This window comes from Sphingobacterium sp. GW821-FHT03E03 (assembly GCF_059420745.1).
On sequence record NZ_JBWKUH010000003.1, the window covers coordinates 129107 to 148308 of the forward strand.

At 37.7% G+C, this 19202-nt stretch carries 21 protein-coding genes and 1 riboswitch; of the genes, 10 read left to right on the forward strand and 11 right to left on the reverse strand.

The genetic code is table 11. The annotated features are described in order from the left end of the window. Positions 1 to 28: 28 nt before the first annotated feature. The 5 genes from pdhA to AC07UV_RS05615 all read right to left on the reverse strand — a co-directional run bounded on the left by pdhA (position 29) and on the right by AC07UV_RS05615 (position 5048). Positions 29 to 1024 carry a pyruvate dehydrogenase (acetyl-transferring) E1 component subunit alpha gene (gene pdhA / locus AC07UV_RS05595; protein ID WP_259186816.1) on the reverse strand — a complete coding sequence of 332 codons (996 nt, stop codon included), beginning with the start codon at positions 1022 to 1024 and terminating at the stop codon, positions 29 to 31. A gap of 243 nt (positions 1025 to 1267) precedes the next feature. Further along, positions 1268 to 2650 carry a histidine--tRNA ligase gene (gene hisS / locus AC07UV_RS05600; protein WP_495182985.1) on the reverse strand — a complete coding sequence of 461 codons (1383 nt, stop codon included), beginning with the start codon at positions 2648 to 2650 and terminating at the stop codon, positions 1268 to 1270. A gap of 55 nt (positions 2651 to 2705) precedes the next feature. Continuing rightward, on the reverse strand, positions 2706 to 3446 hold the full coding sequence (rnc, locus tag AC07UV_RS05605) for a ribonuclease III (RefSeq protein ID WP_282250746.1): 741 nt from the start codon (positions 3444 to 3446) through the stop codon (positions 2706 to 2708). Positions 3447 to 3530: 84 nt separating this feature from the next. Further along, positions 3531 to 4784 carry a beta-ketoacyl-ACP synthase II gene (gene fabF / locus AC07UV_RS05610; protein WP_495182986.1) on the reverse strand — a complete coding sequence of 418 codons (1254 nt, stop codon included), beginning with the start codon at positions 4782 to 4784 and terminating at the stop codon, positions 3531 to 3533. 27 nt (positions 4785 to 4811) lie between these two features. After that, positions 4812 to 5048, reverse strand: a complete 237-nt coding sequence (locus AC07UV_RS05615; RefSeq protein WP_028070665.1) for an acyl carrier protein — start codon at positions 5046 to 5048, stop codon at positions 4812 to 4814. A gap of 287 nt (positions 5049 to 5335) precedes the next feature. Here AC07UV_RS05615 and AC07UV_RS05620 point away from each other — a divergent pair, with 287 nt between their 5' ends. Together AC07UV_RS05620 and pyk are read left to right on the forward strand one after the other, a co-directional pair. After that, entirely contained in the window at positions 5336 to 5830 is a 495-nt protein-coding gene (locus AC07UV_RS05620; protein WP_282250756.1) for an IPExxxVDY family protein, read from the forward strand. A 134-nt stretch (positions 5831 to 5964) separates the two neighbouring features. Next, positions 5965 to 7392 (forward strand): pyruvate kinase, encoded by a 1428-nt coding sequence (pyk, locus tag AC07UV_RS05625; protein ID WP_120261765.1) that lies wholly within the window; start codon positions 5965 to 5967, stop codon positions 7390 to 7392. Positions 7393 to 7447: 55 nt separating this feature from the next. Here pyk and AC07UV_RS05630 read toward each other — a convergent pair whose 3' ends face one another. Beyond that, positions 7448 to 7771 carry a hypothetical protein gene (locus tag AC07UV_RS05630; RefSeq protein ID WP_282250759.1) on the reverse strand — a complete coding sequence of 108 codons (324 nt, stop codon included), beginning with the start codon at positions 7769 to 7771 and terminating at the stop codon, positions 7448 to 7450. A gap of 217 nt (positions 7772 to 7988) precedes the next feature. Here AC07UV_RS05630 and AC07UV_RS05635 point away from each other — a divergent pair, with 217 nt between their 5' ends. From AC07UV_RS05635 to metE, 3 genes are all read left to right on the forward strand, one after another. Then, complete coding sequence (locus AC07UV_RS05635) at positions 7989 to 9818, forward strand: ATP-binding protein (RefSeq protein WP_282250761.1); 1830 nt, start codon at positions 7989 to 7991, stop codon at positions 9816 to 9818. A gap of 54 nt (positions 9819 to 9872) precedes the next feature. Continuing rightward, on the forward strand, positions 9873 to 10562 hold the full coding sequence (locus AC07UV_RS05640) for a response regulator transcription factor (RefSeq protein WP_120261768.1): 690 nt from the start codon (positions 9873 to 9875) through the stop codon (positions 10560 to 10562). A 152-nt stretch (positions 10563 to 10714) separates the two neighbouring features. Next, positions 10715 to 10818: riboswitch (SAM riboswitch) on the forward strand. A gap of 76 nt (positions 10819 to 10894) precedes the next feature. Next, complete coding sequence (metE, locus tag AC07UV_RS05645; protein WP_495182987.1) at positions 10895 to 13207, forward strand: 5-methyltetrahydropteroyltriglutamate--homocysteine S-methyltransferase; 2313 nt, start codon at positions 10895 to 10897, stop codon at positions 13205 to 13207. Between the two features lie 93 nt (positions 13208 to 13300). On the opposite strand, the gene AC07UV_RS05650 is transcribed toward metE, so the two are convergent. Next, positions 13301 to 13807, reverse strand: a complete 507-nt coding sequence (locus AC07UV_RS05650) for a hypothetical protein (protein WP_495182988.1) — start codon at positions 13805 to 13807, stop codon at positions 13301 to 13303. A 418-nt stretch (positions 13808 to 14225) separates the two neighbouring features. On the opposite strand from AC07UV_RS05650, the gene AC07UV_RS05655 reads away from it, so the two are divergent. Further along, positions 14226 to 14807, forward strand: coding sequence for a helix-turn-helix domain-containing protein (locus AC07UV_RS05655; protein ID WP_495182989.1), 582 nt, complete (start codon positions 14226 to 14228; stop codon positions 14805 to 14807). 155 nt (positions 14808 to 14962) lie between these two features. Here the strand turns inward: AC07UV_RS05655 and AC07UV_RS05660 are convergent, their stop codons facing one another. After that, a complete protein-coding gene (locus AC07UV_RS05660; protein ID WP_495182990.1) occupies positions 14963 to 15325 on the reverse strand; it encodes a hypothetical protein in 363 nt (120 codons plus the stop codon). A 185-nt stretch (positions 15326 to 15510) separates the two neighbouring features. Between AC07UV_RS05660 and AC07UV_RS05665 the strand changes: the two genes are divergently transcribed. Continuing rightward, complete coding sequence (locus AC07UV_RS05665; protein ID WP_282250770.1) at positions 15511 to 15906, forward strand: single-stranded DNA-binding protein; 396 nt, start codon at positions 15511 to 15513, stop codon at positions 15904 to 15906. 64 nt (positions 15907 to 15970) lie between these two features. Here AC07UV_RS05665 and AC07UV_RS05670 read toward each other — a convergent pair whose 3' ends face one another. The 3 genes from AC07UV_RS05670 to AC07UV_RS05680 all read right to left on the reverse strand — a co-directional run bounded on the left by AC07UV_RS05670 (position 15971) and on the right by AC07UV_RS05680 (position 17827). Then, a complete protein-coding gene (locus tag AC07UV_RS05670; protein WP_495182991.1) occupies positions 15971 to 16381 on the reverse strand; it encodes a hypothetical protein in 411 nt (136 codons plus the stop codon). Positions 16382 to 16574: 193 nt separating this feature from the next. Continuing rightward, positions 16575 to 17027 (reverse strand): hypothetical protein, encoded by a 453-nt coding sequence (locus AC07UV_RS05675; RefSeq protein ID WP_495182992.1) that lies wholly within the window; start codon positions 17025 to 17027, stop codon positions 16575 to 16577. A gap of 140 nt (positions 17028 to 17167) precedes the next feature. After that, a complete protein-coding gene (locus tag AC07UV_RS05680) occupies positions 17168 to 17827 on the reverse strand; it encodes a helix-turn-helix domain-containing protein (RefSeq protein WP_495182993.1) in 660 nt (219 codons plus the stop codon). Positions 17828 to 17919: 92 nt separating this feature from the next. On the opposite strand from AC07UV_RS05680, the gene AC07UV_RS05685 reads away from it, so the two are divergent. The 3 genes from AC07UV_RS05685 to AC07UV_RS05695 are packed head-to-tail and all read left to right on the forward strand — an operon-like array spanning position 17920 to position 19202. Beyond that, a complete protein-coding gene (locus tag AC07UV_RS05685) occupies positions 17920 to 18309 on the forward strand; it encodes a YbjN domain-containing protein (RefSeq protein ID WP_282250776.1) in 390 nt (129 codons plus the stop codon). 4 nt (positions 18310 to 18313) lie between these two features. Next, positions 18314 to 19021 (forward strand): PspA/IM30 family protein, encoded by a 708-nt coding sequence (locus AC07UV_RS05690; protein WP_282250778.1) that lies wholly within the window; start codon positions 18314 to 18316, stop codon positions 19019 to 19021. Next, the gene (locus AC07UV_RS05695) at positions 19008 to 19202 is read left to right on the forward strand and encodes a DUF4177 domain-containing protein (RefSeq protein ID WP_257094693.1); all 195 of its coding nucleotides are present in this window, start codon (positions 19008 to 19010) and stop codon (positions 19200 to 19202) included. The genes AC07UV_RS05690 and AC07UV_RS05695 overlap by 14 nt, the downstream gene beginning before the upstream one ends.

Sequence of the window (19202 nt, forward strand, 5' to 3'; positions counted from 1 at the left end):
CTGTATTATATTATCAAGTTAAAGAGTATTAATCTAAAATAAATGGATAGTCTTGTTGTACATAAACATCTTTGTACAATTCATCTGCAGTTGGATAAGGAGAATCTTCCGCAAATTTCACCGACTCATCAACTACTTTTTTCACATCAGCCTCAACCTCAGCAAACCAAGCATCATCTGCATATTTGTTTTCCAAAATAGCATGTTTCGTAGCCAATAATGGATCGCGATCTTTATACGCTTCCAATTCCTCTTTCGTACGATATTTCGCCGGGTCAGACATTGAGTGTCCTTTATAACGGTAAGTACGGATTTCTAAGAATGTAGGACCTTCGCCAGCACGAGCACGTTGAACAGCTTCGTCCATTGCGTTGTGTACAGCAACAACATCCATTCCGTCTACAGGAGCAGAAGGCATATCAAAACCTAATCCCATTTTGTAAATGTCCTGCATGTTAGTTGTACGTTGTACAGAAGTACCCATCGCATAACCGTTGTTTTCACACACGAAGATAACTGGGAGTTTCCACAACATCGCCATGTTTAGTGTTTCGTTGAATGCACCTTGACGTACAGCTCCATCGCCCATATAACAGATATTTACATTATCTGTACCAAGATATTTCTCAGCAAATGCGATACCAGCACCTAAAGGAATCTGACCACCGACAATACCATGGCCACCCATGAATTTATGTTCTTTAGAAAAGAAGTGCATTGAGCCTCCTTTACCTTTTGAACAACCAGTGATCTTTCCATATAATTCAGCCATACAAGCATTTGCAGAAACGCCTTTAGCCAAAGCGTGGGCGTGATCACGATAAGCAGTGATTAAAGAATCCTCAGGTTTGATAACCGACATCGTTCCAGCGACTACTGCCTCTTGTCCTATGTACAAGTGACAGAAACCACGAATCTTTTGCTGTCCGTAAAGTTGACCTGCTTTTTCTTCAAACTTACGCATAAGTAACATAGACTTATACCACTCCAAATATGTCTCTTTTGTTATAGGTGTTGAACTCATTTCAAAGTTTTGATTTTCTTACAATTCTAGACTACAAATCTAATAATTTTGGATGAATTTCCTTGGTCAAAAATCAATTTTATTTATACTTTAAGACACTTCTAAGACATTTGATTTAAAGTATATAGCATTTTTCAGCAAATAAATGAACGGCACAATCAAATAAATCAAAAACTTATGAAAATAAAAAAGCCAAACGACTTAATAATCATTTGGCTTTATCTATTTTATATAAATTGTTTGTTAGCGCAGTTTTTGGATAAGTTCACTTTCGGTAACCTTCACCTGCTCCCCACTTTCCATGTCCTTGAGTGATAATTGACCGGATGAAACCTCTTCATCTCCAACCAATAACACATAAGGGATTCCTTTTCCATCGGCATAACCCATCTGCTTTTTCAACTTCACTGGAGCGGCATATAGTTCTACAGCAATATCTTCTTTACGAAGTTTATTGAGCAAACCTAGTGTATAGGTTTCAAGTTGTTTATCAAAATTGATAATCAATAGCTTGGTAGAATCCGCTTTATTTGCTGGGAATAAATTTAGTTCTTCCAATACATCGTATATACGATCAGCACCGAATGAGACGCCCACTCCTGTCAGATCCTTTAATCCGAACATTCCTGTAAGGTCGTCATAGCGGCCACCACCACCAATACTTCCCATAGCTACTTCATTTGTCTTTACCTCGAAAATACAGCCTGTATAATAATTGAGACCTCGCGCCAACGTAATATCCAGATCGATAATACGAGTCAATAGTTCCGTATCAGCACTCAATTTGCTTATATAATCAAAGACCTCCTCTATTTCAGCAATACCTGTCAAACCAATTGAAGAGTCGGCCAAGATAGATTTTAACGACGCAAGTTTCTCCCCATTTGAACCTTCCAATAAGATGATCGGTTTCAACAGATTCAGATCAGCTTCGGTAAAACCTCTTTCCAACAGCTCTTTATTGACCCCATCCAATCCAATTTTATCCAGCTTATCAATGGCGACAGTCATATCGACAATAAGTTCTGGCTTTCCGATAATTTCGGCGATACCAGAAAGTATCTTCCGGTTGTTGATTTTAATATTAAAATCTTTCAATCCAAAACGTTCGAAAGCCTCTTGATAAATCAGAATAAATTCAGCTTCATTCAATAAACTGGTTGACCCCACCACATCGACATCACATTGGTAAAATTCGCGGTAACGGCCTCTTTGCGGTTTATCAGCCCGCCAAACCGGTTGTACCTGAAAACGCTTAAATGGTAAGGAGATCTCATTCTGATGCATCACAACATAACGCGCAAAAGGCACTGTCAGATCATATCTTAGCGCTTTTTCAGAAATATGAGGAATTAGCTTATTCGAATTTTTATCTTGTAGTAGGCTATCTGGAGCTTTTGTCAAATAGTCTCCGGAGTTAAGGATCTTAAAGATCAATTTATCACCTTCATCACCGTATTTACCTGTTAAGGTTGTTAAATTCTCAAATGAAGGCGTCTGTATTTCATTGTAACCATATTTTTTAAACACAGCTTTCAATGTGTCAAAAATATAATTACGTTTGATCATTTCGGAAGGCGAAAAATCACGGGTTCCTTTCGCCAAAGAAGGTTTTACTGTTGCCATATCCGGCAAAGTTAATATTTAGCGGGGACTAAATAAATTAAAGAATAAAAATCCTTTATTCTACTTCCAGGATCTTGAGAAATTCGCAGGCTTTTTCCGCTGCTAATTTCTCGGCTGACTTTTTATTAAAATCGCGCCCCAGGCCACACACAACACCATCCACAACAGCCTCTACACTAAACATCTTCGAAGATTCACCTTCCGGATTATCCGTTTGTTGAAATAGGATTTCTTTTCCGGTATGCTGACACCATTCGATCAACCGACTTTTGAAATTAGTTTCGGTCTGCTCCAGTAGTTGGATATCAACATGTGGTTTAATAATACGGTTTAGGAGAAAGCTTTTTGTGAACACATAGCCTTTGTCCAGATACACGGCACCAATCAGCGCTTCAAATGCATCACCTAACAACGATCCTTGTTTATTCGGGAAACTGATCATTCGGGCATCGAACTGTATCATTTCGTTGAATCCTAGTTTTCTGGAAAGTTGGTTCAGGTTTGCACGGCTCACGATTTTGGAACGCATCTCAGTTAGGAAACCTTCGTCTTTATACGGATATTTCTTGAACAATAATTCAGCAACGACAGAACCTAAAACAGCATCACCCAAGAACTCCAAGCGCTCATTACTGTTCTTAGCTCCTTCTTTGATTGTTACGGCAACAGACTTATGTCTAAATGCCATCTTGTACAAATGCACATTCCCGGGAATAAAACCTAATAGGTTTTTTAGCTTCTTAACATATTCCCGATCCGGCGAAATATATAACTTGTATATCCTTGAAAAAGGCATCTCATCTAAAAATAAGGCGACAAGTTCTAATTAAAGAACCTGTCGCTAGCTCATATTACCAAACCATGTTTGAAGGATCAAACATTAAGCTTTATATTTTTTTACAATCACGGTAGCATTGTGGCCACCGAATCCAAATGTATTACTCAACGCCGCATTCACTGTACGTTTTTGCGCTTTGTTGAATGTAAAATTCAATTTATTATCAATTTCCGGATCATCTGTGAAGTGATTGATTGTCGGTGGGACAATATCATTTTGCACAGCCAAGATAGAAGCGATAGTTTCTATAGCCCCTGCAGCACCCAAAAGGTGTCCAGTCATTGATTTAGTTGAACTGATATTCAATTTATATGCGTGTTCACCAAACAGGTCAACAATAGCCTTTGTTTCACTGATATCGCCGACCGGTGTAGATGTTCCATGGACATTGATATAATCAATATCTGAAAAATCCATCTCCGCATCATTGACAGCCATTGTCATTGCCAGTTTGGCACCCAATCCTTCTGGATGCGAAGCTGTGATATGGTGTGCATCTGCACTCATTCCACCACCTGCAATCTCTGCATAGATTTTTGCACCACGTGCTAAGGCATGCTCTAAGCTTTCTAAGATCAAGGCACCTGAACCTTCACCCGAAACAAAACCATCTCTGTCTTTATCAAAAGGACGAGAAGCTGTTTTGGGATCATCATTTCTTGTTGACAAAGCATGCATAGCGTTGAATCCACCGATTCCAGCCTCATTAACTGTAGCTTCTGATCCACCGGCAACAATCACATCTGCTTTTCCCATACGAATATAGTTGAAAGCATCAATCATTGCATTGGTAGCAGAGGCACAGGCCGATACTGCTGAAAAGTTAGGACCGCGAAGGCCATGACGCATTGAAATATGTCCTGGAGCAATATCAACGAGCATCTTAGGAATAAAGAAAGGATTGAAACGTGGTGTTCCATCTCCCTTTGCAAAGTTGGCAACTTCTTCTGTAAAAGTTGTCAGACCTCCAATTCCTGAGCCCCATATTACTCCGATACGATTTGTATCTAATTTTTCAAAATCTAAGCCAGCATCTTTAATTGCCTCATCAGTAGACGCAATTGCATACTGTACAAAAGGATCGACTTTACGAGCTTCCTTACGATCCATGAAATCATGTGGATCAAACCCCTTTACCTCACACGCAAACTGAGTTTTGAATTTTGACGCATCAAAATGCGTAATAGGAGCAGCTCCGCTTACACCATTTATTAACGCCTCCCAGTATTCTGAGACGGTATTACCAATTGGTGTAAGGGCGCCTAATCCTGTTACTACTACTCTTTTAAGCTCCATTTATTACGATTAGCCTAATTAAATTAGTTAGTTAACGTTTTTTTCTAAATAAGCGATTGCTTGACCAACAGTACCAATAGTCTCTGCTTGATCATCAGGAATAGCAACGTTGAATTCTTTTTCAAACTCCATGATCAACTCAACAGTGTCAAGTGAATCAGCACCTAAATCATTAGTGAATGAAGCTTCTGGTGTTACTTCGTTTTCGTCTACACCTAATTTTTCAACGATAATTGCTTTTACTCTTGAAGCGATATCTGACATGATTTTATAGTTTAATTGTTTAATAAATCTGTGCAAAGAAAAATAAATTTCATCAAAATTCAAACCTAAATTGATATTTAGATGAAAGTCACCATGTTAGGCGACCGAACTTATTCGCGTCTTATACTAGCTAACCCACTCTATATTAACTTAGTTCAAGTATAACAAAAATTATTTTGTATTCCAAACGCTCAGCTAATTAACTCAAATTTTACACAAAAAGTATATTCCCACCTTAAAATTATTAGTACCTTCGTTAGCATAAGGATATATATTTTATAAAAAAAGTGGTCAATAAGTTAGTAGCAAGGTTAGACATGGATATGGATGAAGAGTTAGATTTCACCCTACTCGCCATCACCTGCCCGCTTAAAGATTACCGCCTCTGCCATTTTATCAATAAAGTGACAAACCTGGATTTTTCCAGAGGCAAAGAGAGCAAATACGACCATGATGGTCGCCCGAAAAATAAATCAGAAGAAGAGCTTGAATATCACATCATCTTTGACGTAAAGAAAAAAATAAGCTATCACTTCACTGCTTTTCATTATCTCAGTCCGGATTCCGATACAGAATATTTTCTTATTAACAATAAAAGTATTGAAGGAACCTTTTTAATTCCCGAAAACCCCCATTTTGATTTCTTTGTCATCATCAAAAATTACATCTGCGAAGACGATGTTGAACATATAATCAAAAGGATCAGCAAATTACCGGAAGTGGTCATTGCAAAAGAAATATCACCAAAAATATTGAAATCTAAAGAAAATCTCATATTTTAGCAGACTGTAGGTTAGTGTAGCAAATACACCTAACTCTAAATCTAAATTAATTCGATTTAGTTTTGACAAAAGACAACAATACGGCTTGCCGTTTGTTGTCATAAATGAAGAACATTAAAAATACAAAATAACAGATGGAAAAAGTTCAAAAAAGGACTAAAATTGTCGCAACATTAGGCCCTGCTTCGGCAGACAAACAAGTTTTGACCAACATGATTGCCAAAGGGGTTGATGTGTGTCGGTTGAATTTCTCTCATGGCAGCCAGGCAGATCACCTTAAGGTAATCGAAACTATAAATGCAATAAATAATGAAACCGGATTCAATGTTGCCATCTTAGCTGACTTACAAGGTCCAAAGATTCGGATCGGAAAAATGAAAGAAGGTGGAGCTGTTCTCGTAAATGGTTCAAAAGTTGAAATTACCACACATGAACTCATTGGAGACGAAAACAGAATCTACATTACATACGAAAACTTTCCAAACGATGTTGAAGCCAACGAAATCATATTACTTGATGACGGAAAACTTCAACTTCGTGTTTTAGAGACCAACCATAAGGACACTGTTACTTGTGAAGTAGTGCATGGCGGTGTGCTTACTTCACGTAAAGGCGTAAACTTACCAAACACCAAAGTATCTATCCCTTCATTGACTGAAGAAGATTTAGATAACTTAAACTTTGCGTTGGATCACGGAGCTGACTGGATCGCGATGTCATTCGTTCGTTCTGCAGAAGATATTGCACAATGTAAAGAAATCATTGCCGCAAAAGGAAGCCATGCACGCGTAATCGCGAAAGTAGAAAAGCCCGAAGCAATCGAAAACATCGATGCAATCATCGAAGCTACCGACGCTGTCATGGTTGCTCGTGGCGACTTGGGTGTTGAACTTCCAATGGAAGAGGTACCAGGACTTCAGAAGATCATCGTCCAAAAATGTAGAGACCTTTCAAAACCTGTAATTATTGCTACGCAAATGCTAGAGAGCATGATTACGACACCTCGTCCTACTCGTGCTGAAGTAAACGATGTTGCCAATTCAGTATTGGATGGTGCAGATGCAGTGATGCTAAGTGGCGAGACTTCTGTGGGTGAATTCCCTGAGATTGTAATCGAAACAATGAGTAAGATTATTATCCACGTGGAACAAACTTCTTATCCTTATTATAATGAGAAAGTTAGTGAAATCCACGACGGAACGCTTATTCCAGACGCGATTTGCGCTTCTTCAGTTTATCTTGCTCAAAAAACAAATGCCTCAGCAATCGCTGTGTTGACTTCTTCTGGAGCAACAGCATTTGAAATTACAAGCTACAGACCCAACGTAGACATCTTAGTATTTACTGGAACAGAAAAACTATTGAAACAATTGAGTTTGCTTTGGGGTGTGAAAACATTTATCTATGACAAATTTGAAAGTACGGACGGTTCTATCCATGATGTCAATAGATTTATCGTAAAAAACAACTATGTTAAACCGGGATCAATTATCATCAATACGGCATCAACTCCGTTAATTGAAAAAGGCAAAACAAATACAATCCGTGTTTCTCAGTTGTAAGAAATAGGATCATAAAAAGGAAAGGCATTCTCATGATGAGAATGCCTTTCCTTTTTTATTTCTTGGGATATAAAGAGTCAATCTTTAATTTGAAATCTTTCACTTTCAAACTATCTTCCAATAGTTTAAACGGCAATGTATCCTGTTGTGATTTCCTTCTCTTGGGTGATTTTTCTGTTCCCGGCATAGGTGCCAGACCATCCAGCTTTTTGAATTTCTGAACAGGCATATTATACTTAGCCGATGTGGTATCTAAGCCAAGGACTGGCATCTTGGATTGTTTATCCTGCAGTAACGGACGATGCTCTTTTAGCTTGATCTGACCGAAAGCAATCCCCACTGTAAAAGACAATGCCAATGATAATACATAAGTTTTCATAACATAATCTATTTTAACTTCTAATTTACAACAACATAACCAAGATTTAAAGCAATTGCTGTTAAACATTGTTAAAACAACTCCAAAACAAGTTAGCATCTTTATATTTGTAACAATTCAACTAAAGCAGCAGATGGGATGTGGGAATGGCTCAGAATCACAGCATGTAATGAGCTCATTATGCTATTGAAAATATATATTTGCAAAACATAATTTCATGAAGAAAAATAGTATTGTATTAATCATTGGACTAATGTCTTTGGCACTAATCGGGGTATTGGCTATGCAATTCTATTTTCTACGAGATTCCTACCGTCAAAAATCACAGCTCTTTGACGAGTCCGTCAATGCCGCGCTTACTGCTGTTGCCGGAAAGCTCGAGCGACGTGAAGTTGTAGATTTCGCAAAAGTACAACAGGAGCGTAATATCGAAAAATCCAAACAGGAGCAGGCAAAGCAACAACAGTTGACCGAACAGCTGCAACTGCAAACTCAGATTGAGGACCTGAGAGGCAAATTGGACCATATATATCAAAAATATAAATTAGAAGAAGATAGATTAAAAGCAACCTATCCAAATATTATTAATATTGAAAACTGGTTTTACGAAACCTATGTCAAACGAACACAATACCAAGATCTCGTTGAAATTAATATCGTTAAAACCCCAACAAGTGGACTATATTACCAAGAAGATATTCTTGTTTCCGCAACAAAAACGATTCCACGTGTAGAAGGGAAAGACGATAGTACTCGGTTTCTAGTTGTTCATATCGATGATTTCAAAAGGTTGCTTGCAAAAAGTATCATCGCTCTTCCCCCAAGGTCTAACCCAAAGCTGTCGAAACGAATTTTTGAGTTAGAAACCAAATTAAATAAACTGTCGAAAAAAAATGCAGGCTACGGTTTCAATGTTTACGATTCTGTTGCCATGCTTGGTGGTAAAAAAGCTGATTACATCGAAGATGTCGCTATCGGAATGGAATTGGCGAAAAGACCACTTAAGGATCGGTTGAACATTATTATTGTCCAAGAACTCCTAAAGGAAGAATTGATCCATCGTGACATCAAGGCACCGTTTAATATCGAGATATGGAGCACCAGCAATATTTTGCTAAATAATATTCTCAATGAGGCCGAACTAAACAATCCCATAAATACCACAAAGTATTCTACAGCTCTTTTTAAAGGCGATGTTGGCGCTGCGCCGGGCAAGCTGACCATATACTTCCCCAACAAAAAAGCAATCATAGCAGACAACATGAGCTACTTGCTACTTCCTATGCTCACCCTTTTGTTTCTATTGGTCGGATGTTTTGCTTATACTCTCATCATTATCTTTAGACAAAAGAAGGTATCTGAGATGAAAACTGACTTCATTAATAACATGACCCATGAGTTTAAAACTCCTGTGGCCACGATTATGATCGCCAGTGAATCACTCAAGGATCCGGACATCAATGCGGACCACAAACGTGTACAGAAATTGGCCAATATCATTTACGATGAGAATGTTCGCCTCGGAAATCATATTGAGCGGGTATTAGACTTAGCAAAACTGGAGAAAGAAACATTAAAACTTGATCGTGAAGATGTCCATATCAATGACCTTGTAGCCGCTGTCACAGACAGTATGCAGCTCCGGATGCAGAATATCGGCGGAAAATTCAGTATCGATCTCGCCGCGACAAAAGATATTGTTGTCGGAGATGAGCTGCATTTCTCCAATGTATTTTACAATCTAATGGACAATGCAATTAAGTACAGTAAAGGAGATCTACATGTAAATATCGGTTCTAAAAATATTGGCGATAACATTGTTATCACCATCGCAGACAACGGAATCGGCATGAGTAGGGATCACCTTCAAAAGATATTCGATCAATTTTATCGTATCCCCACCGGAAATGTCCACAACGTTAAAGGTTTTGGTCTGGGCTTAAGTTATGTTCAGGATATTTTGAGAAGACTCAATGGAAGAATCACCGTAAAAAGTGAGAAAGATAAGGGCACAACCTTTGAAGTAATTTTGCCCGTAAAAAAATAACACGTTCCTTTTTTGTATATTCAGGGAACATTAGTGAAAATTAATAGATTCATTATGCAAAAGATATTATTAGCAGAGGATGATCCCAATTTGGGGGATCTTTTAAAGGACTATCTCGAATTAAAGGGAAAATTTGACGTTACGCTCTGTATTGATGGAGACGAAGCCGTTTCCCAGTTCAAAAAAAATGATTATGATTTATGCATTTTCGATGTCATGATGCCTAAAAAAGACGGTTTTACCGTGGGCCGTGAGATCAGAAAAACAAATAGTACCGTACCGATTATCTTCGCCACTGCAAAAGGCATGATGGAGGACAAGACAGAAGCGTTTGAATTGGGTGGAGATGATTATATCACAAAACCTTTCCGTGTTGAGGAGTTACTTCTTCGGATTAATGCTTTATTGAAACGAAGTGTCAGAGATAAAGAGGATGAAGTAGTTGCAGATAAGTTTGAAATTGGAGATTACTTTTTCGACTATACAAGTCAGCAGATTTCTTACAAAGGTCAGATGCAAAAACTATCGACAAAAGAGGCTGAATTACTTCGCCTACTTTGTTTAAAAAAGAATGATGTTTTGACTAGGGAAGAAGCTTTATTAAAAATATGGCATGACGACAATTACTTCACAGGTAGAAGTATGGACGTATTCCTGAGCAAACTTCGTAAATACCTAAGAGAAGACAGCAAGGTTGAAATCGTCAATGTCCACGGAAAAGGTTACAAACTCCTGGTGAGTTAAAGGCATAGAGGGTGAGATACCAATGCGTGATTTCACCCTCCTTTCCAATGAAAAGAAAGAAATAAAACATTTCTATCCTTAGTAGAATATAAAAAATAGATGCACTTTTATAAAAAATTTGCATATCAAAAAGAAATGTTCTAACTTAGCATCGCTTATAGAGAAAGGCAGAGGGAATAGACCCGATGAAGCCTTAGCAACCTGTCCCTTGACAAGGTGCTAAATTCTACCCTACTTGATATGGGAATGATAAGCCGAAGTCACCAAATTCTAGTGTGTCCTTCTCTCTCTAGCAAGAAATATAGTTGAAAAGAAATATTAAAAACATTATTATGTTATTGACTAACAATTTAGGTTACCCTCGTGTGGGCGCGTTCCGCGAATTGAAAAAAGCCAATGAGGCCTATTGGGCTAAAAAATCTTCTGTTGAGGAATTATTGGACACAGCAAAAAAAATTCGTGAAGGCAATTGGAAAACACAAAAAGATGCTGGAATAGATTTGATCCCTTCCAACGACTTCTCTTTTTACGATCAAGTATTGGATTTAACCCTTACTGTTGGTGCAATTCCTGCTCGTTACCATTCTTTGTTGAATAAAGTAGACAACAACTACAGCTTAGACTTATATTTTGCAATGGCGCGCGGTTTCCAACAAAAGGGAATTGATGTGACTGCAATGGAAATGACCAAGTGGTTGGATACCAACTACCACTATATGGTTCCTGAATTCACAAAAGATCAAGAGTTCAAATTGACTTCTGAGAAATTCTTAAATGAATACAACGAAGCAAAATCATTGGGTATTGAGACAAAACCTGTTTTATTAGGCCCAATCACTTACCTTTTGATCGGTAAAGAAAAAGAAGCTGGTTTCGACCGTATCGACCTATTGGACAAATTAGTTCCTGTATATGAGCAAATCTTGTCTAAATTGGCGGAAGCTGGAGCACAATATGTTCAGATCGACGAGCCTTTCTTGGCTTTAGATTTAGATGCAAAAGTAAAAGCATTATACCAACCTACGTTTGAGAAATTGGCTGCTGCTGCCAAAAACATCAAATTGATCGCGACAACTTACTTCGAAGCTTTAAAAGACAACGAAGATATCGCGGTTAACTTACCTATCCATGCATTACACTTGGATTTAGTACGTGGAGAAAACCAATTGGATACAGTTTTAGCTAAAGTTCCAGCTTCATTGACATTATCATTAGGTATTGTTGAAGGCCGTAACATCTGGAAAAACGATTACGAAAAATCATTGGTTAAAATCAAACAAGCAGTTGATGCATTAGGCAAAGACCGCGTTTGGATTGCTCCTTCTTCCTCTTTATTGCACGTTCCTTTTGACTTAGATAATGAGCATAATGAGCAATCATTACCTGCTGAAGTTAAAAACTGGTTAGCATTCGCAAAACAAAAATTAGCAGAGGTAAAAGATCTAGCTATTTTAGCAGAAGGTGAAGTTGATGCAGAAACAACAAAACGTTTCGAAGCCAACAAAACTGCTGCAGAAAGCCGCCGTACTTCTCCGTTGATCCACAAACCGGAAGTTAAAACACGGACAAGCAACATTACTGATGATGATGCAAAACGTACATCAGTTTTTGCTGACCGTAAAGCGGCACAACAATCGAAATTCAACTTACCAGCATTCCCTACGACAACAATCGGTTCTTTCCCACAAACAAAAGATGTGCGTAAATGGAGAGCTGATCTGAAAAAGGGATCGATCACACAAGAAGAATACGATAAAGCGATTGCTGAAGAAACAGAAAATACAATCCGCCTTCAAGAGCAATTGGATATTGACGTATTGGTTCACGGTGAGTTCGAACGTAATGATATGGTTGAATACTTCGGTGAGCAATTAGCTGGATATGCATTTACACAAAACGGTTGGGTACAATCCTATGGTTCACGTTGTGTAAAACCTCCAATTATTTATGGAGATGTATACCGTCCAGAAGATATGACTGTACGTTGGTCTTCATACGCTCAATCATTGACAAACCGTCCGGTTAAAGGGATGTTGACTGGTCCTGTAACAATCTTACAATGGTCTTTCGTACGTAACGATCAACCACGATCAACCACAACTTACCAAATCGCATTGGCGATCTTAGACGAAGTACAAGCTTTGGAAAAAGCAGGTATCAAAATCATTCAGATCGATGAGCCAGCGATCCGCGAGGGATTACCATTGCGCAAAGCAGATCAAAAAGATTACTTAAACTGGGCTGTACGTGCATTCCGTGTATCTTCATCTAATGTAGAGGATGATACGCAGATCCACACACACATGTGTTACTCTGAGTTCAACAATGTAATCGAAGATATCGCAGCAATGGATGCAGACGTAATTACAATTGAGACTTCCCGTTCACAAATGAAATTATTGAATGCTTTTGCTGGTGATTTCAAATACCCGAACGATATCGGTCCCGGTGTATACGATATCCACTCACCACGCGTACCAAGCAAAGATGAGATGGTAGACCTATTGCGCAAAGCAAAAGCGGTAGTTCCTTCGGAACAACTTTGGGTTAACCCTGACTGTGGTTTGAAAACTCGTGCTTGGCCTGAAACTAAAGCTGCTTTAGAATCTATGGTTGAAGCTGCGAAAATCTTAAGAGCAGAATAATTCTTAAACTATATTGATAAAAGCCCAAGATGAAATTTCATCTTGGGCTTTTTTTTTTTGAATACTTTATCCGGCATCAAGCGTCTTCGTCTGTTATTTACTTCTCTTTTTACCCGTCTTATTCATTTCCAATTTTCCTTGAATCCGATCCTCAATAGACTTTATGATCGTGGACAGATCGCTGTTCAGATTATCCAACTTGGCCATTTTGAGGATTTTTAAAGCCTTCTTGTATTTTTTTAATTTCTCAAGTAGCAGCACCTTCTTGATCCAGATTACAGCCAGAGACATCCCCGGCAATGTCAACGCATATTTGATGGTTTTCTTGGCGGCTTCATAATCTTCCATGTCTATCAAGGTCTGTATAAAATAAGGATACACCTCCAAAGCATGCACATTATGGCTTAAAGCTTCCTGAAAATATTTCTTTGCCTGTTCATAATCAAACAGCTGCTCCGCATAGACCCGTCCCATTAGACACAATGCCATGGTATTGGATTCATCATATGACAAGGCATAGGATAAGGATTCTAGGGTATCCTCCAGATAATATGGATAATTATCCAAGGCCTGGAGAACATATTTATTCACTGAATTCATCGTTTTTTTTAAACATTACATGAGTATTAAGCTTCTTGGCGCTACCTCTAGCCACACAGAAGCTATTTCCTTTTATCGGTCAGATCATCTCAAATGATCTCTTGGCATACAGACACACAATCCGATGTCATATACAAGCGCCAAAATTGGTCCGGAAAAGAAGATTAGGAGAGTGCGGTATTCCGGAGAATATGCCCAAGACTCTTCTTTGAGGACGAAGCTGGGTTTTTTAGTATAGCAAACATATTCTTCCGTTTTTTATTTTATATTAATACCTTATTATGCTGCAAAGATTCAAAATATTTATCATATTACAAAATATTTGATTATTAACAACTTACAAACCTATCATAGGATTGGCATATTATTGTCATATCGTTTTTTCTAAAATTATCAACCTTTTAGCCATTTTCGTTTTATGGAAAGTCAAACAGTAAATCAACTCATCAAACAATCTAGAAAGCTCAGAGGACTGACACAACAGGATCTCGCCAATCAAGCCGGTCTATCTTTAAGAACAGTACAACGAATCGAAAAGGGGACAGAAGAGATCAGTGGTTTCAGTTTAAGACAAATCAGTCAGATTTTAGAAATTCCTTTAGAACAATTAATTATGCCAAATGTAAATCAAATCAGTATCGACAAAAACCAAAGTGGAAGCATAAAGGCTCTTTACCTCGCTTCCCTAACATTTCTGGTCAACCCGCTATTAGGCCTATTGGTCCCAGCCATTATGGGCTACACCAAGCAAAATAAAGATGCCCAATACAGCATGCATCTAAAAAAGATCATCATCATACATACCACCGGTCTTTTATTTCTCGGCGCCTTTATAGGTTATATTCTTGTAGCAGATTTTTTAAAAATTGAGTTGCCTTCATCTTTAAGTTACATATTTAACAACTGGCTTTTTCTGCTCATCCCAATTAGCTATTATGCAGTGATTATCATCTTCACAGCAGTAAACTATTTTAGCATTAAAGGATCCGATGTAAGTTAAGAATAACTGGTACTCAGCTTGCTCGAATCGAAATTCGTGATTCGAGCAAGCTGAAAACAAAATTGCATGAATAGGTTTTAGAAAATCAGAAGGACATTTCCCAGAAGAAATAAAGTGGAAAAGCGCTGACATTGAGGAGAAATTGTTGTTAAATATTATAACGGATTTTTTTGAACAACCAATATCAAGTCTTTTTCTAAAGCTAGATATCCCATCTCATAAATAAAATTATAGGTCTGACCTTTGCTTGTAGTAATTGTATGTGTGTGAAATTTGAAATCAAATCCCAGTCTTTTTAACTTTTCCCGCTGTACCTTCAGCATACCTTTCTCCTCCCCGTTCAGTACATCCATTAGAATACGTCGGTTTTTACGCAAGATATTATTCACATTGCGCACTAGATTAGTTTGATCGCTATTCAGTTTATTGTTATATGTATTTCGGCAAGAGTCATCACAAAAGCGCTTATCCGACCTTCCTCTTATATTTTCTCCACATTCCAAACAGACTTTTTCCATAGTGTTTAATATGAAATTTAAACGACAACAAACGGTTACAACCGACTATAGTCGAATACAAATGGTAAACAGACGATTAATATCCCCTCTCCTTTTCATCTTTGCTCAAGGTCATTCCACATCCATTGAAGGTTATGGCCTGAACTAAAATAAGAATTATTAGAAACATTTAAAAATTAGACAAAATGAGCACATTACGTAACAAAGTACAATTAATCGGTCATTTGGGAAATGATCCTATCATCAGAACCACTTCAACAGGGACAAATTACTCTGTTTTACGACTTGCCACGAATGATCTTTTCAAAAACAAAGCGGGTGAATGGGTAGAAGAAGTACAATGGCATACGCTTGTTGTTTGGGGTAAGCAGAATAATACCATTGAAAAGAAATGTAGTCGCGGGACTAAACTGATGGTTGAAGGGAAACTTACCTATCGTAACTATGAAAATGCTGATGGAGCAAAAAGATATCTTACTGAAATCAAAGTTGACAGCTTTTTGATTCTATCAGATCAAACTTGCTCAAACGAGGATATTCCAGTACTACAAGAGGAGGATGAGGATGAACTTCCGTTCTAATTTGGGGATAAAAAGAAAGTAGGACATTTAAAGTTGTCCTACTTTCCTATTTATATCAAAAAAATTATTTTGCTGCACTCGCAGTTAACTCTGTTGCTAGCTTTTGAGCATACTCTGTCCATAGCTTTGCATCTTCCGGAGTTAATTTAGTAAGAGCAGTAGCCGTCTTTGTGGCCCATTCCTGTTGCTTTCCAGCTAACTCTTGGATCTTAGTCGCATCTCCACTTTTAGCAGCAGCAACATATTCATTCACATATTTTGTGTAATCGTCTGCCAACTGTTGTGCTTCTGGAGAGCTAAACTTAGGCACTGCAGTAGTAGTAGTAGTAGTTTCTGTTGTTGTTGTCTGTGCAACACCACCTTTAGTATCAGTTGTAGTGACTGTATCCTTTGTTTCTACTTTTTTGCTATCTGCATTATTACAAGAAGCAAAGAAAAGTGCAGCAATTGCCGCAGATAATATCATTTTTTTCATGAAACGAATAAGTTTATAATAAATTAAAATTATTTACCAACTTAAATTTGGATTATTTTAATTTATAATCCAAATATATTTTTTTTACAAAACAAATAAACATCAAAAAAACCTCAGTTTTTCTCTTTCCCATGCATTTATATTTAAATCTCCGATGATTGAAATAGTCTCCGATTGTAACAACACCATGGCGTTAATTATGATTCTGGCTCCTCCAGGTCTCCAAAGGAAGATATTCTCCAGAAACGATGTCCAGAATCTGGATATTCTTACAATCACTCTTGTTCAAATAGAAATGATAATAAGGTTCAAATCTTTCTTCACTATTATATCCGGCGGTAAGGGAATACAACTCCTTTTCATCTTGTTTCAAACTATCGATCATAAACGAGATATTGGCTTTGTGATCAGTCAAGCTATCCAAATTTCTTTTGCTTTCCTCAACTTCCTTGAGCGCTAGGATCAATTTCATTGCCTTTTCTGGCGAACAACCAGCTTTCTCGTCCATTTTAGCTGAACTTTCAATTCTCTCAACAGCTGGTTTTTTAGGGGTTTGGTCACTTTTTGTTTTAGTGGATGTATCGCTTTGACAGCTGATAAAAGCAATGTATGATATCAAATGGACAAATAAGATTTGTACTTTCATCTGTATAAATTATTTATAAGTATTGGTCCCATCGGTATAAATGAGCTCATTTAACTCGGTTCATGCTGCCTTCGGTGGTATATCGTCGGATCTCATCAGTACAAATGAGCTCGTGTTTGGTCTCACCCAACAATGCAAGTCTATATTCTTTCAAATTTACCATACAATTTCCAGAAGTTTCCCTTCTCTGCCAATACAAAGTCGACTTTTTTCCAAGCGTTTAACACCAGGCTTATTTCTGTTTCTGCCATTGTATATTTTCCAATAAAGAATTCCTCCGCCGAAAAACACAGGCCAAAGGCATTATTTAGTGTATGTAAGCTTTCAATATCAATTTCTTCGAAAAATAGAATCGACTGTGCTGTTACAGCAAAATCACCTGGCACCGATATAGCATCCATATACTCTATCGCAATAAAACGATTACGGCTCTGTAGCGGGAACTCAATCACCGGAAGTTCACTCAATTTTGACACATAAGTACAAGCATCTAATAACGTATCCCTTTCCAACAGCGGAACCTGCGACAGTCGTTTGCCACCTAATGTAGGAATATCGGGCTGAAAATAATCGTTAAAATTGAGGATCTCATTAACGGATAGATTTTTTTCAATCAGATGTTGCACAGGAATGCCAAAATAATTTGCAATTTTCAAGATAATCTCGATTTTTGGTTCAGCACGCATCTCCTCGTAAGATGAAATATTACCTCTAGTGAGATTAAAAACATCTCCAAAAGCCTGTTGACTCAATCCTTTCACCTTTCTCAGCTTCTTAATATTATTCCCAACGTTACTCATTTTAAAAAAAAAATTAATTTTTTCTTGCAAAATATTTTTGCAATTTACTATCTTTATGCAAAGAATATGTGCAATATATAAAAAACTTGATTATGTACTTCTCAAAAATTGAAAATTATATCGCCAATATCGGTTATAACATCACCCATAAAGATGAAAAAGAAGGTGTTTTTGTTATCGAAAACGAAGATGATGGTATTCGCAATCTCATTGTGGGTATTGCGCAGCCTATCATAATTTTCGAGCAGTACCTATTTACTCTAAACAACGAAAACATGGACATGTTCAAATCGTTGCTCATCAAAAATAGAGATATCATCCACGGCGGATTTGCCTTGACAGAGGATGGTAAAAAGGTCATATTCCGATATACGATGCAAATACATAATCTCGATCAAAATGAATTTGATGCTGCCATTAATTCGCTCAGTCTTTTGATCAGCGAATATTATAATCAGTTAATAAGTTTTTCAAAATTATAGAATAATGAATATTTTTAAGAGAATTTTCAGAATCGGTCAAGCAGAAATCCACGCTGTAGTGGACAAAATGGAGGACCCCATCAAAATGACGGAACAAGGTATCCGTGAGATGAAAGAAGACCTAGAGCAATCGTTGGAAGCTTACGCAAAAGTAAAAGCGCTAGCCATACGTACGCAAAATAATTGTGAGAAGAAAAAAGAAGAGGCCAATGAATTTGAAAACAAAGCCATTTTATTATTGCAAAAGGCCCAAAAAGGCGAACTTTCTACTGAAAAAGCAGAGAGCTTAGCCAAAGAAGCCCTATTACTAAAAAAGCAATTGTTGATCGAAGCCACCGAATTGGAAAAACAAGCGACAATCCATCAAAGCTCAGCCGAAGAATTGCGCAAGAATGTGGATATACTTAAATTCAATATATCCAAATGGGAAAGTGAGCTTTCGACATTGAAAGCAAGAGTTAAAGTATCCAATGCAGCTAAAATGGTCAATCGACAACTTGCTAATATTGATTCAAACAGTACCATTTCGATGCTGGAACGCATGAAAGAAAAGGTCGAAGAGGATGAGGCTTTGGCCAAAGCTTATGGCGAAATCGCAACGGGCAACAAAAGTAGGATAGATGAGATCAATGAGAACATCAGTGGTTCGGACTCTGTCAACAATGAACTGGAAGAGTTAAAACGAAAATTAAATAACGATGCGGAGATTTGAGTATAAAACAGTCAAAATCGAACCCAAAGGTTTCTGGGGAACCAAATTGGATCCGGATAAAATCGACGAGATCCTGAACGATCTAGGGAATCAAGGCTGGGAATTGGTCACAATGCAAGACTTGGAGGTCAATGGTCACTCTTGGTCGTTTCATTACACCTTCAAACGAGAAAAAATTTAA

What these genes read in the sequence shown, in the direction of transcription:
- pdhA (WP_259186816.1), bottom strand. Translation starts at nt 1,024, where the DNA reads ATGAGTTCAACACCTATAACAAAAGAGACATATTTGGAGTGGTATAAG.
- hisS (WP_495182985.1), bottom strand. Translation starts at nt 2,650, where the DNA reads ATGGCAACAGTAAAACCTTCTTTGGCGAAAGGAACCCGTGATTTTTCG.
- rnc (WP_282250746.1), bottom strand. Translation starts at nt 3,446, where the DNA reads ATGCCTTTTTCAAGGATATACAAGTTATATATTTCGCCGGATCGGGAA.
- fabF (WP_495182986.1), bottom strand. Translation starts at nt 4,784, where the DNA reads ATGGAGCTTAAAAGAGTAGTAGTAACAGGATTAGGCGCCCTTACACCA.
- AC07UV_RS05615 (WP_028070665.1), bottom strand. Translation starts at nt 5,048, where the DNA reads ATGTCAGATATCGCTTCAAGAGTAAAAGCAATTATCGTTGAAAAATTA.
- pyk (WP_120261765.1), top strand. Translation starts at nt 5,965, where the DNA reads ATGGAAAAAGTTCAAAAAAGGACTAAAATTGTCGCAACATTAGGCCCT.
- AC07UV_RS05630 (WP_282250759.1), bottom strand. Translation starts at nt 7,771, where the DNA reads ATGAAAACTTATGTATTATCATTGGCATTGTCTTTTACAGTGGGGATT.
- AC07UV_RS05635 (WP_282250761.1), top strand. Translation starts at nt 7,989, where the DNA reads ATGAAGAAAAATAGTATTGTATTAATCATTGGACTAATGTCTTTGGCA.
- AC07UV_RS05640 (WP_120261768.1), top strand. Translation starts at nt 9,873, where the DNA reads ATGCAAAAGATATTATTAGCAGAGGATGATCCCAATTTGGGGGATCTT.
- metE (WP_495182987.1), top strand. Translation starts at nt 10,895, where the DNA reads ATGTTATTGACTAACAATTTAGGTTACCCTCGTGTGGGCGCGTTCCGC.
- AC07UV_RS05650 (WP_495182988.1), bottom strand. Translation starts at nt 13,807, where the DNA reads ATGAATTCAGTGAATAAATATGTTCTCCAGGCCTTGGATAATTATCCA.
- AC07UV_RS05655 (WP_495182989.1), top strand. Translation starts at nt 14,226, where the DNA reads ATGGAAAGTCAAACAGTAAATCAACTCATCAAACAATCTAGAAAGCTC.
- AC07UV_RS05660 (WP_495182990.1), bottom strand. Translation starts at nt 15,325, where the DNA reads ATGGAAAAAGTCTGTTTGGAATGTGGAGAAAATATAAGAGGAAGGTCG.
- AC07UV_RS05665 (WP_282250770.1), top strand. Translation starts at nt 15,511, where the DNA reads ATGAGCACATTACGTAACAAAGTACAATTAATCGGTCATTTGGGAAAT.
- AC07UV_RS05670 (WP_495182991.1), bottom strand. Translation starts at nt 16,381, where the DNA reads ATGAAAAAAATGATATTATCTGCGGCAATTGCTGCACTTTTCTTTGCT.
- AC07UV_RS05675 (WP_495182992.1), bottom strand. Translation starts at nt 17,027, where the DNA reads ATGAAAGTACAAATCTTATTTGTCCATTTGATATCATACATTGCTTTT.
- AC07UV_RS05680 (WP_495182993.1), bottom strand. Translation starts at nt 17,827, where the DNA reads ATGAGTAACGTTGGGAATAATATTAAGAAGCTGAGAAAGGTGAAAGGA.
- AC07UV_RS05685 (WP_282250776.1), top strand. Translation starts at nt 17,920, where the DNA reads ATGTACTTCTCAAAAATTGAAAATTATATCGCCAATATCGGTTATAAC.
- AC07UV_RS05690 (WP_282250778.1), top strand. Translation starts at nt 18,314, where the DNA reads ATGAATATTTTTAAGAGAATTTTCAGAATCGGTCAAGCAGAAATCCAC.
- AC07UV_RS05695 (WP_257094693.1), top strand. Translation starts at nt 19,008, where the DNA reads ATGCGGAGATTTGAGTATAAAACAGTCAAAATCGAACCCAAAGGTTTC.